Origin of the sequence: Yoonia vestfoldensis DSM 16212, from assembly GCF_000382265.1 — a bacterium.
Taxonomy (GTDB): domain Bacteria; phylum Pseudomonadota; class Alphaproteobacteria; order Rhodobacterales; family Rhodobacteraceae; genus Yoonia; species Yoonia vestfoldensis.
This window is the reverse complement of the sequence record NZ_KB908006.1, coordinates 1-14,716: the sequence shown is the minus strand read 5'-3', so window position 1 is coordinate 14,716 and position 14,716 is coordinate 1. Positions and strand designations below refer to the sequence as shown.

The window sequence follows — 14,716 nt, the reverse complement described above, 5'->3', positions numbered from 1 at the left end:
TAACCCTGCTGAACGTGCCCTGCGTCCGATTGGAATCGGCCGGAAAAATTGGTTATTTGCAGGGGCAGATACCGGTGCGGAAACCTTGGCCCGCGCTATGACCATCATCGAAACCGCCAAGCTCAACGGCCTTGACCCGCTGGCCTATCTGGCTGACATCTTCGACCGTATCCACGATCACAAGATCAACCGGCTGGATGAATTGCTGCCGTGGAACTGGACGCCGGTGGCATCCGTGACGAACAGTCAAGCCGCATAAGCTGCGGTATCAATGGCGTGGTTACTGCAATTCGTGGGCCATGCCATCGAAGGCAAACCGCCGGAATTCCTGAAAGACTGGCGTTTCCTGCTGGTCGGCACCCGCTGGTGGCTGGCGAAAGTCACCGGCAGGATCTGACAAACAAAAGGCCCCTGCATCCCGCAGAGGCCTTTTTCATGCCGTAGGTCGGGCTTCAGCCCGACGACCGCGACCTTACGCCAGCCGGCTGATGATCACCGTCACCTCGGGCTTTTTGCCGATCTCGCCCTGCGCGGATTTGCGCGCGATCATCTTGAGCTCTTTTTCCAGCTTGTCGTCATCGGCCAGCGTCTTGGGATGCGCGCGCCCGATGAACTGGGCCAGATCCTCTTCCACGACATCGACAAGCGGCACATCGTTGCGCCCGATTTCGGGTAGGCCCATGATCTCGACCCAAGGATCGCCCAGCACATCGCCGTCTTCGTCGATGATCAGCGTGACGATCATATGCCCGTTCAGCGCCATGCGGATGCGGTCACGCACCACGCCATCCAGCGCGCCGACCTGCACCGATCCGTCCAGATAGGTGCGGCCGGTTTCGATGTATTCCGCGACCTTGGGGCGGTTGCCGGACAGATCGATCATCATGCCGTTGACCGCGACAATGCCGGTCATGCCGCTGGCCTCGGCCAGTTTGGCGTGTTCGCGCAGGTGGCGGTGTTCGCCATGCATCGGGATCAGCACCTGCGCCTTGATGATCTTGTGCATCCGCACAAGATCGGGGCGGTTGGCATGGCCCGACACGTGGTATTTGCCACCCGCATCGTCGACCACATCGACACCCAGTTCGGACAGCTGGTTCATGATCTTGATCACGCCGCGTTCATTGCCGGGGATGGTCTTGGAGGAAAACAGGAAAGTGTCGCCTTCCTTGAGCTTCATCCCCAGATAGGACCCCTGCGCCAGCTGCGCGGACGCCGCGCGGCGTTCGCCCTGCGACCCCGTGACCAGCAGCATCAGGTTCTGGCGCGGCAGGGACAAGGCATCCTCGATCGACACGACGGTCGGGAAATCGGTCAGCAGACCTTCTTTCGTCGCAGCCTCGACCATCGCGCGCATGGCACGGCCCAGCAGCACGACCGACCGGCCCGCATCCTTGGCCGCCAGCGCCAGCGTTTTCAGACGCGCGACGTTGGAGGCGAATGTCGTGGCGACAACCATACCGCCCGCGTTCTTCATCATCTCGGTGATGGCGGGGGCAAGGGTGCTTTCAGACCGGCCTTCGTTTTCGGAGAACACATTCGTGCTGTCGCAGATCAGCGCCTTGACGCCGGGCCTGGCCACCTCCTCCCAAAGTGCCGCGTTCCACGGATCGCCCACAACAGGGTTTTCGTCGATCTTGAAATCGCCGGTATGGACCAGCCGCCCGCCCGGCGTGTCGATCAGCAGACCCGCACTTTCGGGAATCGAATGGCTGATCGGCAGATAGGACACTTTGAAAGGCCCGCAGGTGATGACATGCGGGTAAGGGTCCACGACCTTGACGACATTGGGCGACTGCCCATGTTCTTCCAGCTTGCGCCGCGCGATATTGGCGGTGAAGGGGCGGGCATAGACGGGCGCGCCCAACTGCTGCCAGCAATGGCCGACCGCGCCGACATGGTCTTCATGCGCGTGGGTGATGAAGATGCCGTCGATCTGGTTGCGCCGTGCGATCAGCCACGAAATATCGGGCAGGATCAGGTCGACACCCGGTGTGCCGTCCATATCGGGAAAGGTCACGCCCAGATCGACCACGATCAACCGCTCTTTGCCCGCCGGGCCATAGCCATAGACATAGGCGTTCATGCCGATTTCACCGGCACCCCCAAGAGGCAGATATATCAGGCGGTTGGCGGTCTTGGCGTTGCTCATGCAATTTCCTTGTTATAGCGGTGGATGACGGTCAGGCCGTGCATCGTCAAATCATCTTCGAACGCATCGAACAGGGTTTCGGTCTGTTGAAACAAGGCCGCAAGGCCCCCGGTTGCGATCACCGGCATATCACTGCCGCGTTCGGCTTTAATTCTTGCGCATATCTCACGGACCAGACCGATGTAACCCCAAAAGACGCCAGACTGCATGCAGGCAACGGTGTTGGTGCCGACCACGGATTGCGGTTTGCTGATATCGACATGCGGCAGCGCGGCGGCGGCATTGTGCAGCGCCTCCAAACTGAGGTTCACCCCCGGCGCGATGACACCGCCGACATAGGCCCCGTCGCGTTCCACCACGTCGAATGTCGTCGCCGTGCCAAAATCGACCACGATCAGGTTGCCGCCATGCCGGTCAAAGGCGCCAGCGGTATTGACCAGCCGGTCCGGCCCGACCTGCGTGCCCTCGTCCACCCGTGGCGGCACCGGCAGCGCGCAGTCAGGCTTGCCCACCACCAGCGGGCGGCAGTTGAAATAGCGGTCGGCCAGCACACGCAGGTTGAACACCACACGCGGCACGGTGGAACTGATGATCACCTCATCGATCCCCACATCGAGGTTCTGCAACCGCATCAGGGTCGACAGCCAGACATAATATTGATCGGCGGTGCGCTGCCATTCGGTGCTGGTGCGCCATGTGGCCAGAAACTGATCGCCGTCCCAGATCGCGAAAACGGTATTGGTATTGCCGCAGTCAATCGCCAAAAGCATGGGCCATCCCCCTAGAAATAAACATCCGCCGCCGAAATGCTGCGCGGGCCGGTGCCGGTGATCAGCACCAGATTGCCGTCATCATCAATGGTGTCGAAAATGCCGGTGATCTCTTCGCGCATGGTGCGGGCAGTGATGATCTCGCCCAGCCTTGCCGCATGGCCCAGCCAATCCTGACGGATGCGGGCGAACCCCATCTGTTTCAGCTTGGCTTCCTGCGTGGCATAGGCATCGGCCAGCGTGGTCAGGAAATCGGCTGGTGCCACTTCCCAGCTACCCATCTGCGTCAGGCTGACAGGGGGAAAAGCGGCGTCGGTCACGCCATCCGGCGCGTGACGCAGGTTGACGCCAACCCCGATGGACAGCCAATCGACGAAAGGCCCCTGCCCGCTACTTTCCAGCAGGATGCCCGCAACCTTGCCACCCGACAGCAGCACATCATTGGGCCATTTCAGGGCCAGCTTTTCGGACGGCACATAGATCGACAGGGCGGCAAACAACGCATTGGCGGCAAGGAAAGACCGGCGCGCGGCCTCGGCGGGCGTGGCGTCAGGCTTGAAGATCAGCGTGGCGTTCAGGTTGCCCGCAGGTGCCTGCCACGCGCGGCCCCGCCGCCCGCGTGCGGCGGTCTGGGTCTGCGCCATGATCCATGTCGGCTTGTCGATGTCGCCCGCGCGGCGCGCGGCCTCGGCCATGGTGCTGTCCACGGTATCAAGCATGATCCGGCCATAGCCTTCGGGCCAGTGCCCGTGGCTGGTGCGGTCAGTTGACAAGCGTCGCAGCCGCGGCAGCGGCCATCTGGTCAAGCCCGAAAAGGTTGACACCCGGTATCCACGCCAGACCCACGATCGCGGCTGCGATCACTGCCGTCAGCCACAGCACCGGCGGCGTGCGCCCATCAAGGGCATGATTGTCTTCGCCGAAATACATGTAATAGACGATGCGCAGGTAATAGAACGCGCTGATCACCGAGGCGATCACACCCGCCACGGCCAGCCACCCGAGGCCCCCCTGATAGGCGGCCAGCAGCACGGCATATTTGCCGAAGAACCCCAGCATCGGCGGCACGCCCGCAAGGCTGAACATCATCACCAGCATCACCAGCGCCATCAGCGGCTGGCGCTTGGCATAGGATTTCAGCGCCGTGATATCCGTGACGGGCCGCCCGTCCTTTTCCATGGTCAGGATCAGGGCGAAGGTGCCGATATTCATGGTCACATAGATCACCATATAGGTCAGCATGGCCTGCACACCGCCGACCGTACCTGCGGCCAGACCCATCAGCGCGAACCCCATATGCGAGATCGAGGAATAGGCCATCAGCCGCTTGATATTGTTCTGCCCGATGGCGGCAATCGCGCCAAGGAACATCGACACCAGCGCAAGAAAGGCCACAATCTGCTGCCAGTCGCCGATGATCCCGCCAAACGCGTCATGCACGACACGCGCGAAAAGTGCGATGGCCGCAACCTTGGGGGCTGTCGCCATGAAGGCGGTGATCGGGGTTGGCGCGCCTTCATAGACGTCGGGCGTCCACATGTGGAACGGGGCGGCGGATACCTTGAACGCGAAGCCCGCGATCAGGAAGGCCATGCCGAACAGCAGACCCAAAGATGCGCCGCCCTCTGCCGCGGCGATGATGCCGGTAAACAGGGTCGTGCCGGCAAAGCCATAGGTCAGCGACGCGCCATAAAGCAGCAGGCCCGACGACAGCGCGCCCAGCACGAAATATTTCAGCCCGGCCTCTGTCGATTTGATACTGTCGCGGCGCAGGGACGCGATGACATACATCGCCAGCGATTGCAGTTCCAACCCCATGTAAAGCGCCATCAGGTCGCCCGCGCTGACCATGACCATCATACCGACGACAGCCAGTGTGATCAGAACCGGATATTCGAACCGCAACAGCCCGCGCCGCAGCATATAGCCTTCGCTGATCAGCAGGATCGCGGCGGCGGAAATGAGGATCGTGATCTTGGCGAAACGCGCGAAACCGTCATCGACGAACATGCCACCAAAGGCGATATTGGTGCCTTCGCCGTTCACGCCGATGGCGATGGCCACCAGCACGAAGAGGCCCGCCGTGATCCATGTCAGCAAGGATGCGGCCCCGTCCTTGGTCGTGTAAACCGCGCCCAGCAAGGCAGCCATCGCATAGATCGACAGCACGACCTCGGGCATCAGGATCTGGATATCAGCGCCGATCATGGTCAGCTTCCTTCATTCGCAGCGACTTGGCTGGCGGCATCGAAGGCCGCCAAGGCCGCGTCGTAATTATCGACCAGCGCCGCAACGCTTGGCCCGATCATGTCAAGCACCAGCGCCGGATAGACCCCCAACAGCAGGGTCATCGCCACCAGCGGCGCAAAGATCAAGCGTTCCCGCCGCGTCATGTCGGTGATCGACCGCAGGCTTTCCTTGATGAGATCGCCCAGCACCACGCGACGGTAAAGCCACAGCGCATAGGCCGCCGAAAAGATCACGCCCGATGTTGCCACCAACGCCACCCAAGTGTTGGTCTGGAACACGCCGACCAGCGTCAGGAATTCACCCACGAACCCCGATGTGCCGGGCAGGCCCACGTTCGCCATGGTGAAGAACAGGAACACCAGCGCATAGGCGGGCATCCGGTTGACCAGACCGCCATAGGCGTCGATCTCGCGCGTGTGCATCCGGTCGTAGATCACGCCGACACACAAAAACAGCGCGCCCGAGATGAAACCATGGCTGATCATCTGGAAAATCGCGCCATCCAGCCCTTGCTGGTTGAAGGTGAAAATCCCCATTGTCACGAACCCCATATGGGCCACCGACGAATAGGCGATCAGCTTTTTCATATCCGCCTGCACCAATGCCACCAGCGAGGTATAGACGATGGCGATGGCCGACAGCCACAGGACAAGCGGTGCCATGACATCGGACCCCACAGGGAACATCGGCAGGCTGAAGCGCAGGAAACCGTAGCCGCCCATTTTCAGCAGGATCGCGGCCAGCACGACGGACCCTGCCGTGGGCGCCTGCACGTGCGCATCCGGCAACCACGTATGCACAGGCCACATCGGCATCTTGACGGCGAAGCTGGCGAAAAACGCGAGCCACAGCAGCGTCTGCATGCCGCCGACGATCTGCACGCCCAGCACGCTGAAATCCTCGGTCCCGAAGGTGAAGGTCATCAGGGTCGGAATATCGGTCGTGCCCGCCTGACTGAACATCGCGACCATTGCGACCAGCATCAGCACAGAGCCAAGGAAGGTATAGAGGAAGAACTTGAAGGACGCATAGATCCGGTCCTTGCCGCCCCAGATCCCGATGATCAGGAACATCGGGATCAGGCCTGCCTCGAAGAACAGGTAGAACAGCACCAGATCAAGCGCGAGGAACACGCCCAGCATCAGGGTTTCGAGGATCAGGAAGGCGATCATGTATTCCTTGACCCGTGTCGTCACATTCCAGCAGGACGCAATGACAAGCGGCATCAGGAAGGTCGTCAGCATCACGAACAGGATCGAAATGCCGTCCACGCCCATCTTGTATTGCAGACCCATGATCCAGTCACGGGTCTCGACCATCTGGAACCCGGTATTGTTGGGGTCGAAATTGGTCAGGATGAACAGCGAACAGATGAAGGTGACAACCGTCGTGACCAGTGCCACCCATTTGGCGTTGCGCTGTGCGGCAGCATCATCGCCCCGCAGACCAAGCGCCAGTATGACCGCGCCCAGAACGGGCAGGAAGGTCGTCAGCGTCAGGATATTGCCCATCAGTTTGCCCCCCCGCCAAGGGTGACAATCGTCAGCAGCACCGCGATCCCCAGCACCATCGCAAAAGCATAGGTAAACACATAGCCCGACTGCGCCCGTCCCGCGAGGCGGATGAAGAACGGGATGATCCCCATGGCGATGCCGTTGATCCCGCCGTCAATCGTGTTGGTGTCGCCCTGTTTCCACAGGATACGGCCAAGAGCCAGCGCGGGCCGCACAAAGATGAAGTTATACAATTCGTCGAAGTGCCATTTGTTCAGCAGGAAATCGTAAAGCGGCGCCTGTTGTTTCGCGAGCTGCGCCGGCAAGTCGGGCCGCCGGATATACATCTGCCAGGCCAGCGCCAGACCCGACAGCATCGCGATGAACGGCGCAAGGCGGACCCATGTCGCAACCTCATGCGCGTCGTTCAGGACATGATTGTCGGGGCTATTGTGGATTGCGCCAATGCCCGGCGCGCCGACGAGGTTATAATGCGCTTCGGCATGCTCGCCTTCGGCGCCATCCTCACCCTCGGCCTCGGCGGCGGCATAGGGCACGCCAAAGAATTTGCCGACCTTGTCGTTCGACCCGAAGAAGCTGCCATACCAGACCATCCCGCTGAAGATCGCGCCGACGGCCAGAACATAAAGCGGGATCATCATGCTGCGCGGGGCGTCATGCGCATGGTCATGCGTATGCTTGTCGCCGCGCGGCGTGCCGAAGAACGTCAGGAACATCAAACGCCAGCTATAGAAACTGGTCATCGCGGCCGCAGCCACCAGCATCCAGAAGGCATAGCCGCCTGCAGTGCCGGCATAGGCGCTTTCGATGATCGCGTCCTTGGACACGAACCCTGCGAAACCGATGGGAAAGCCCACGTACAGCAGCGGGATACCCACGCCAGTGATCGCCAGCGTGCCGATCATCATCATCCAATAGGTCTGCGGGATCTTGTGGCGCAGCCCGCCATAGTTCCGCATGTCCTGTTCATGGTGCATCGCGTGAATGACCGACCCCGCCCCAAGGAACAGCATCGCCTTGAAGAACGCATGTGTCAGCAGGTGGAACATCGCGACCGAATAGACACCAAGGCCTGCGGCGACGAACATATAGCCCAGCTGCGAACAGGTCGAATAGGCGATCACGCGCTTGATATCGTTCTGCACCAACCCCACGGTCGCCGCGAAAAATGCGGTCGTGGCGCCGATGAAGACGACAAAGGACATCGCTTCGGGGGCATATTCCATCAATGGCGACATGCGGCAGACAAGGAACACACCCGCCGTGACCATGGTTGCCGCGTGGATCAGGGCAGACACGGGGGTCGGCCCTTCCATTGCGTCGGGCAGCCAGGTGTGCAGAAACAATTGCGCCGATTTGCCCATCGCGCCGATGAACAAGAGGAAGGCGATCAGGTTCGCCGCATTCCAGTCGCGCCAGAGAAAGGTGATCGTCGTGTCGGCAATCGTCGGGACGGCGGCGAAGATATCATCAAACTTGATGCTGTCGGTCAGCAGGTACAGCCCGAAAATCCCCAAGAGGAACCCGAAGTCACCCACACGGTTGACAACGAACGCTTTGATCGCCGCGGCATTGGCGGTGGGCTTGCGGTAATAGAAACCGATCAGCAGATAGGATGCGACGCCCACGCCTTCCCAGCCAAAGAACATCTGCACAAGGTTGTCCGCTGTCACCAGCATCAGCATCGCGAAGGTGAAGAACGACAGATAGGCAAAGAACCGGGGGCGATAGCTTTCGTGTTCCTTGAAATTCTCATCATGGGCCATGTAGCCGAAGGAATAAAGATGCACGAGCGCGGATACCGTGGTGATCACGATCAGCATGATCGCGGTCAGCCGGTCCATGCGGATCGCCCAGTCGGACGTCAGCGTGCCGCTGTCGATCCAGCGCAGGATCGACACGCTGTAGCGTCCGTTGTCATGCAGCGATGGATCGAAGGTCAGGAATACGACCCAGGACAGGATGGCCGCCAGAAACAAAAGGCTGGTCGCGGTCCATTGGGCGGCTGTCTCGCCGATGATCTTCCAGCCAAAGCCGCAGAGGATCGCACCGACAAGCGGGGCAAAAAGAATTATACTTTCCATCTTGTCAGCCCTTCATCACGTTGACGTCTTCAACGTCGATGGTCCCGCGGTTGCGGAAGAAACACACAAGGATCGCAAGCCCGATCGCAGCCTCGGCGGCAGCGACGGTCAGCACGAACAGTGTAAAGACCTGCCCCACCAGATCGCCCAGAAAGCTCGAAAAGGCGACAAGGTTGATATTCACGGCCAGCAGCATCAATTCGATGCTCATCAGCAGGATGATCACATTCTTGCGGTTCAGGAACAGCCCGAAAATGCCGATGATGAACAGCGCCGCCGCCACCGTCAGATAATGTTCAAGTCCGATCATTTCGTCACCTTTGCCGCACGGCCCCGGGCAAGAAATTTTGTCAAAATTTCTTGTCGCACCAAAATTTTTCGCGAAAAATTTTTCATCACAGCCCTTGCCCCGGCTTGACGTCGCGCAATTCCATCGCCTTGGCAGGGTCGCGGTACATCTGGTTCAGCACGTTCTGCCGCTTGATATCGACGCGGTGGCGCAGCGTCAGCACGATGGCCCCGATCATCGCCACCAGCAGGATCAGCCCCGACAGCTGGAACAGCAGGAAATACTGGTCATATAGCAGCATCCCAAGCGCGCGGGTGTTCTCCATCTCGCCAACGGGCGCGGCAAGGCGCGTCTCGACCCCATCCGAAAACCCCCAGACCCCCAGCGCCATCGCCAGCTGCATCAGGATCACGACCCCGATCAGCAGACCCAACGGCAGATATTTGGTCATCTCCGCTTTCAGCTCGGCGAAATCCACATCGAGCATCATCACGACGAACAGAAACAGCACCGCGACCGCGCCGACATAGACGATGATCATCAGCATGGCGACGAATTCCGCCCCCAGTGTCACGAAAAGGCCCGCCGAGGACAGGAAAGCAAGGATCAGCCAGAGCACCGAATGCACCGGATTGCGGCTGATCACGGTGAACAGGCCACCGGTGACAGTGCTGATCGCGAAAAGGTAAAAGGTGAAGGCGAACACACTCATGCGTCATCGTCCTTTTGCAAGACTTCGTTGGCCAGTTCCATGGCCTTGGTCATCGCAGGCACGCCCGCGAACATGCCCATCTGGGCGATGGTTTCGGCGATTTCCTGTTTGGTGGCCCCCGCCTCGACCAGATGGCGCACGGTCAGCCTGATCTGCGCCTCGGCCTGCGCGCCGAGCACGGTCAGCCCTGCCAGCGTCAGCAAAAGCCGCGTCTTGGCGTCGAGCCCTTCAGGGTTGATGCCCTTGCCAAAGAACATCTCCATCGCATCCTTGGGCATGGTCGGCCAGAGGTTTTCAAAGCCTTTGGGGGTAAAGGCCTCCATTTCGAAATTCATCGACTTGGCCCAGTCCTGGGACATCTTCATCATGGCTTCAAAGGGGTTCTGGTCGGTCATCGGTACGGTGCATCCAGTTCCAGATTGCGCGCGATCTCGGATTCCCAGCGGTCGCCGTTTTCCAGCAGCTTGGCCTTGTCGTAATAGAGTTCCTCACGTGTCTCGGTGCTGAATTCGAAATTCGGCCCTTCGACGATGGCATCCACGGGGCAGGCTTCCTGACAGAAACCGCAATAGATGCATTTGGTCATGTCGATGTCATAGCGTGTCGTGCGGCGCGACCCGTCATCGCGCGGTTCGGCGTCGATGGTGATCGCCTGTGCGGGGCACACAGCCTCGCACAATTTGCAGGCGATGCAGCGTTCCTCACCGTTGGGATAGCGGCGCAGTGCGTGTTCGCCACGAAAGCGGGGCGACAGCGGCCCTTTTTCATGCGGATAGTTCAGTGTCGCCTTGGCCGAGAAGAAGTATTTCATCCCCAGCTTGAAGCCGACCCAGAAATCCTGCAGCAGGAAATATTTGGCCGCGCGGGTGTAATCCATATTGGTCTTGGACATATCTTAGCCTCCGATCGTCCAGCGGGCCCAAAAGCCCCCCAGCACTTCGTATTTCGCCAGAAACGACACCAGCACCACCCAGCCCAGCGACATCGGCAGGAACACTTTCCAGCCGATCCGCATCAACTGGTCATAGCGGTAACGCGGGGTGATCGCCTTGACCATCGAGAAGGCAAAGAACACCAGCAGCATCTTGCCCACCATCCACAGGATGCCATCAGGCAGACCGGGGATCGGCGACAGCCAGCCGCCAAGGAACAGCAGCGTGACCAGCGCGCACATCAGCACCACAGCCATCAATTCGCCGATCATGAACAGCAGGAAGGGCGTGGATGAATATTCGACCTGATAGCCCGCCACCAGTTCGGATTCCGCCTCTGGCAAGTCAAACGGCGGGCGGTTGGTTTCGGCCAACGCCGAGATGAAGAACAAAAACAGCATCGGGAAATGCGCAATGACATACCAGTTGAACAGGCCCGCATCGCCGCGCTGTGCGTTCACGATATCGGTCAGGTTCATCGACCCCGTGGAAATGATCACCCCGATGATGATCAGGCCGATCGACACCTCATAGGAAATCATCTGCGCTGCCGACCGCAACGCCCCCAGAAACGGATATTTGGAGTTCGACGCCCAGCCGCCCATGATGATGCCGTAAACGCCCAGCGACGAGATCGCGAGGATATAGAAAATCGCGATATTGATATCGGCCAGCACCCAGCCATCGTTGAACGGGATCACTGCCCAGGAAATCACCGCCACAACGAAAGTGATCATCGGCGCAAGGAAAAAGACGAATTTATCCGCCCCCGCAGGCACCACGATTTCCTTGACGATATATTTCAGGAAATCCGCAAAGGATTGCAGCAACCCGAAAGGCCCCACGATATTCGGCCCCCGCCGCATCTGGACGGCGGCCCAGACCTTGCGGTCGGCATACATCAGAAACGCCAGCGCCAGCAGCAGAGGGATCAACACCAGAAGTGACTGCGCAAGGATCAGCAGAACAATCCCAAGGTTGGTATTGGTGAAGAATTCGACCATGCGTGTCGTCCTTATTCCGCAGCCAGCGGTGCGGTTTTGCGTGACTTGGCGTTGGCGCTGAGTTCGGCCATCAGGCTGGATGCGCGCGCAATCGGGTTGGTCAGGTAGAAATCACTGACAGCCAGCACGAAATCGGCCTTGCCGGGTTTTGCCAGCGGCAGCGGCTGCCAGTCATTCTCGGCCACCTCGTCAAGTGCGGCCAGATGCGGATGGGCCGCAACCAGCGCCTGACGCAGTTGCGCAAGGCTGTCGTAGGGCAAAGTCGCGCCCAGTTCAGCCGAGAGTGCCCGCAGGATCGCCCAGTTTTCCTTGGCCTCGCCCGGCGGGAAACTGGCGCGCAGCGCAAGCTGTGGCCGCCCTTCGGTGTTCACGAACAGGCCGTTTTCTTCGGTATAGGCGGCCGCAGGCAGGATGATATCGGCGCGATGCGCGCCACGGTCGCCATGGCTGCCCTGATAGATCACGAAAGCGCCCGGTTTGATGTCGATCTCGTCGGCACCCATGTTGAAGATGACTTCGGCCCCGTCCAATGCGGCGTCGATCCCGCCTTCGGTGACAGCGCCCACATCCATCGCACCCACACGACCCGCGGCAGTGTGCAGCACAAGGAAGCGCGATTTGGTCTTGTCGGCCAGCGCCATCGCCTGGGACAGCACCGCCTCGCCATCGGCTTCGCGCAGGGCACCCATGCCGATGATGACAAGGCTGTCCTGTTCGGTGGCTTTGCCCATGTCCTTGGCGGCGGTATCGACCAGCGCCTGCCGGTCGGTCCCGACATGCACAACATCATAGGTCAGATCGACATTCGGCCCGATCAGCCCCACGGTCGCGCCGCGCGCCCAGGCCTTGCGGATACGAGCGTTCAGCACGGGCGCTTGGTTGCGCGGATCGGTGCCGATCAACTGGATCATCTGTGCGGTGTCGATATCCTCGATCGCGGCGGTGCCGACATAGGCAGAGCGGTTGCCGATGGGCAGTTTCGCGCCATCGGTGCGGCATTCCACGTTTCCGCCCTGCCCTTCGATCAACTGTTTCAGGGCAAAGGCAGCCTCGGTCGGGGCCAGATCGCCCACCAGACCGGCAATCTTTTTGCCCTTCATAGCCGCGGCGGCAGCGGCCAGAGCCTCTGGCCACGTTGCTTTGCGCAGTTTGCCGGCCTCGCGGATATAGGGTGTGTCGAGCCGCTGCTTGCGCAGACCGTCCCAGACGAAACGGGTCTTGTCGGAAATCCATTCCTCGTTCACCCCGTCATGGTTGCGCGGCAGGAACCGCATCACTTCGCGCCCCTTGGTATCGACGCGGATATTGGACCCCAGCGCATCCATCACGTCGATGGATTCGGTCTTGGTCAATTCCCAAGGCCGCGCGGTAAAGGAATAAGGCTTGGACACCAGCGCCCCCACTGGGCACAGGTCGATGATGTTGCCTTGCAGGTTGCTGTCGAGCGTTTCGCCCAAGTAGCTTGTGATCTCCGCATCCTCGCCACGGCCGGTCTGGCCCATCTGGCTGATGCCCGCGACCTCGGTCGTGAAGCGCACGCAGCGGGTGCAGGAAATGCAGCGTGTCATATGGGTTTCGACCAGCGGGCCAAGGTTCAGATCCTCGGTCGCGCGCTTGGGTTCGCGGTAGCGGGAGAAATCCACGCCATAGGCCATCGCCTGATCTTGTAGATCGCATTCACCGCCCTGATCGCAGATCGGGCAATCCAGCGGGTGGTTGATCAGCAGGAATTCCATCACGCCCTCGCGGGCTTTTTTGACCATCGGGCTGTTGGTTTTCACCACCGGCGGCTGGCCTTCCGGACCGGGGCGCAGGTCCTTGACCTGCATCGCGCAGGAGGCGGCGGGTTTTGGCGGGCCGCCCACAACCTCGACCAGACACATGCGGCAATTGCCGGCGATGGTCAGGCGTTCATGATAGCAAAACCGGGGGATTTCGATGCCAGCGACTTCGCAGGCCTGGATCAGGGTCATTGCCCCGTCCACCTCGACCTCGGTTCCATCGATGATGACTTTGCGCAGATCAGACATGGCGTGCCTTCTTGTTCCCGTCGCGCCATGTGCCGCATTAGGGGTAGGCGCGTTGGGGGCGTTCTAACGCGCTCGTGCCCCTGACGCCAGTGCGAACGGCAAAAAAGACCGCAATTTGTGATCGCTGACCTGCGGTCAGCGCAGAAGCCAGCCAACGCGCGTATTTGCAGCGATTTGCGCCTGTCCGACCGCGCAATAGCTGGCCGGATCGTCCGTCACCGCCCCGAGCGAGGCGAGCTGCGCCCGTGCGACATCTTCCAGCCGCCGCTTTTCTGCGCGGTCGTCGATATAGGCGTCGATCTCGGCATCGGTATAGCCGAGATCGCGGGCGGTGCTGCGCAGGGATTGCAGAAAGCCGATACCACGAAACGTGCGCGCGCGGATGCTGTCGCAGTTTTGCGAAATCTCATAGGCCATGCCGACGTCGATGATGCCATCCCGCACGGCGGGTTCGTCTTTCAGCGCGGATTGCGCCGACAGCGTCCCCGCAAAACTGACGGTCGCCAGCAACACCACGATGATCGCAATTGTTGTTCTTGTCATTGTCATGCCTCTTGCCCGGGCGCTCGGAACGGCACCCTTGGGCAACAGATTGCGCCGAGTGACGCGTTATTCAATATCAACAGACCGCGAGCGGGGATTTTCCGCGCATGGGGGGCATAACGGTTCCGCGTATGGCGCTAAACCAGCCGGCGGGCGCCGGTGGTGCAGCGAACGACTGCTTTTCGCCGATTCTGTTGAAAAACAGCTGTTCGCTCGCGCAGAAATTCAGGTGGTGATGAGCGCGCAAGCGCCTTTCTCGTCAGGCTGGGCGATCATGCTGCGGTGCAGGAAGGATCTTGGCCAATTTCCGGAGGTTTTGGGCGGTGGCGGCGAGCAAGAATTCGTCATTTGCGCCGTTCGGACCGCGCAATCGGAGCCGCCCCAGCTGCAGAATGCGTTTGAGGTGGGCGAAGAGCATCTCGACCTTCTTACGGAG

At 60.4% G+C, this 14,716-nt stretch carries 16 protein-coding genes; 2 read left to right on the top strand and 14 right to left on the bottom strand.

All coding sequences use genetic code 11. The features are described from left to right. Nucleotides 1-259: IS66 family transposase (locus H147_RS0118780; RefSeq protein ID WP_019956930.1), on the top strand; the 259-nt coding region annotated here is incomplete at its 5' end. Between the two features lie 12 nt (nt 260-271). Beyond that, nucleotides 272-397, top strand: coding sequence for a DUF962 domain-containing protein (locus tag H147_RS20730; RefSeq protein ID WP_019956929.1), 126 nt, complete (start codon nt 272-274; stop codon nt 395-397). A gap of 75 nt (nt 398-472) precedes the next feature. Here H147_RS20730 and H147_RS0118770 read toward each other — a convergent pair whose 3' ends face one another. The 14 genes from H147_RS0118770 to H147_RS20870 all read right to left on the bottom strand — a co-directional run. Next, nucleotides 473-2,152: a ribonuclease J gene (locus H147_RS0118770; RefSeq protein WP_019956928.1), complete on the bottom strand. Its 1,680-nt coding sequence runs from the start codon at nt 2,150-2,152 to the stop codon at nt 473-475. Next, nucleotides 2,149-2,922 carry a type III pantothenate kinase gene (locus tag H147_RS0118765; RefSeq protein WP_019956927.1) on the bottom strand — a complete coding sequence of 258 codons (774 nt, stop codon included), beginning with the start codon at nt 2,920-2,922 and terminating at the stop codon, nt 2,149-2,151. Before H147_RS0118765 ends, H147_RS0118770 begins: the two co-directional genes overlap by 4 nt. A gap of 11 nt (nt 2,923-2,933) precedes the next feature. Then, complete coding sequence (locus tag H147_RS0118760) at nt 2,934-3,695, bottom strand: biotin--[acetyl-CoA-carboxylase] ligase (RefSeq protein WP_019956926.1); 762 nt, start codon at nt 3,693-3,695, stop codon at nt 2,934-2,936. Continuing rightward, a complete protein-coding gene (gene nuoN, locus H147_RS0118755) occupies nt 3,685-5,130 on the bottom strand; it encodes an NADH-quinone oxidoreductase subunit NuoN (RefSeq protein WP_019956925.1) in 1,446 nt (481 codons plus the stop codon). Before nuoN ends, H147_RS0118760 begins: the two co-directional genes overlap by 11 nt. Nucleotides 5,131-5,132: 2 nt before the next feature. Further along, complete coding sequence (locus tag H147_RS0118750) at nt 5,133-6,683, bottom strand: NADH-quinone oxidoreductase subunit M (protein WP_019956924.1); 1,551 nt, start codon at nt 6,681-6,683, stop codon at nt 5,133-5,135. Then, complete coding sequence (gene nuoL, locus H147_RS0118745; RefSeq protein WP_019956923.1) at nt 6,683-8,770, bottom strand: NADH-quinone oxidoreductase subunit L; 2,088 nt, start codon at nt 8,768-8,770, stop codon at nt 6,683-6,685. The genes H147_RS0118750 and nuoL overlap by 1 nt, the downstream gene beginning before the upstream one ends. A gap of 4 nt (nt 8,771-8,774) precedes the next feature. After that, complete coding sequence (gene nuoK / locus H147_RS0118740; RefSeq protein WP_007205169.1) at nt 8,775-9,080, bottom strand: NADH-quinone oxidoreductase subunit NuoK; 306 nt, start codon at nt 9,078-9,080, stop codon at nt 8,775-8,777. A gap of 85 nt (nt 9,081-9,165) precedes the next feature. Then, a complete protein-coding gene (locus tag H147_RS0118735) occupies nt 9,166-9,771 on the bottom strand; it encodes an NADH-quinone oxidoreductase subunit J (RefSeq protein WP_019956922.1) in 606 nt (201 codons plus the stop codon). Then, nucleotides 9,768-10,166, bottom strand: coding sequence for a carboxymuconolactone decarboxylase family protein (locus H147_RS0118730; RefSeq protein ID WP_019956921.1), 399 nt, complete (start codon nt 10,164-10,166; stop codon nt 9,768-9,770). Before H147_RS0118730 ends, H147_RS0118735 begins: the two co-directional genes overlap by 4 nt. Continuing rightward, entirely contained in the window at nt 10,163-10,663 is a 501-nt protein-coding gene (nuoI, locus tag H147_RS0118725) for an NADH-quinone oxidoreductase subunit NuoI (RefSeq protein ID WP_019956920.1), read from the bottom strand. The genes H147_RS0118730 and nuoI overlap by 4 nt, the downstream gene beginning before the upstream one ends. Nucleotides 10,664-10,666: 3 nt before the next feature. Beyond that, nucleotides 10,667-11,707: an NADH-quinone oxidoreductase subunit NuoH gene (nuoH, locus tag H147_RS0118720; RefSeq protein WP_019956919.1), complete on the bottom strand. Its 1,041-nt coding sequence runs from the start codon at nt 11,705-11,707 to the stop codon at nt 10,667-10,669. Nucleotides 11,708-11,718: 11 nt separating this feature from the next. After that, nucleotides 11,719-13,737 (bottom strand): NADH-quinone oxidoreductase subunit NuoG, encoded by a 2,019-nt coding sequence (gene nuoG / locus H147_RS0118715; protein WP_019956918.1) that lies wholly within the window; start codon nt 13,735-13,737, stop codon nt 11,719-11,721. A 135-nt stretch (nt 13,738-13,872) separates the two neighbouring features. Continuing rightward, entirely contained in the window at nt 13,873-14,280 is a 408-nt protein-coding gene (locus H147_RS0118710; RefSeq protein ID WP_026352694.1) for a DUF5333 domain-containing protein, read from the bottom strand. Nucleotides 14,281-14,539: 259 nt separating this feature from the next. Next, a partial coding sequence (locus H147_RS20870) for a transposase (RefSeq protein ID WP_211216548.1) occupies nt 14,540-14,716 on the bottom strand: 177 nt, incomplete at its 5' end.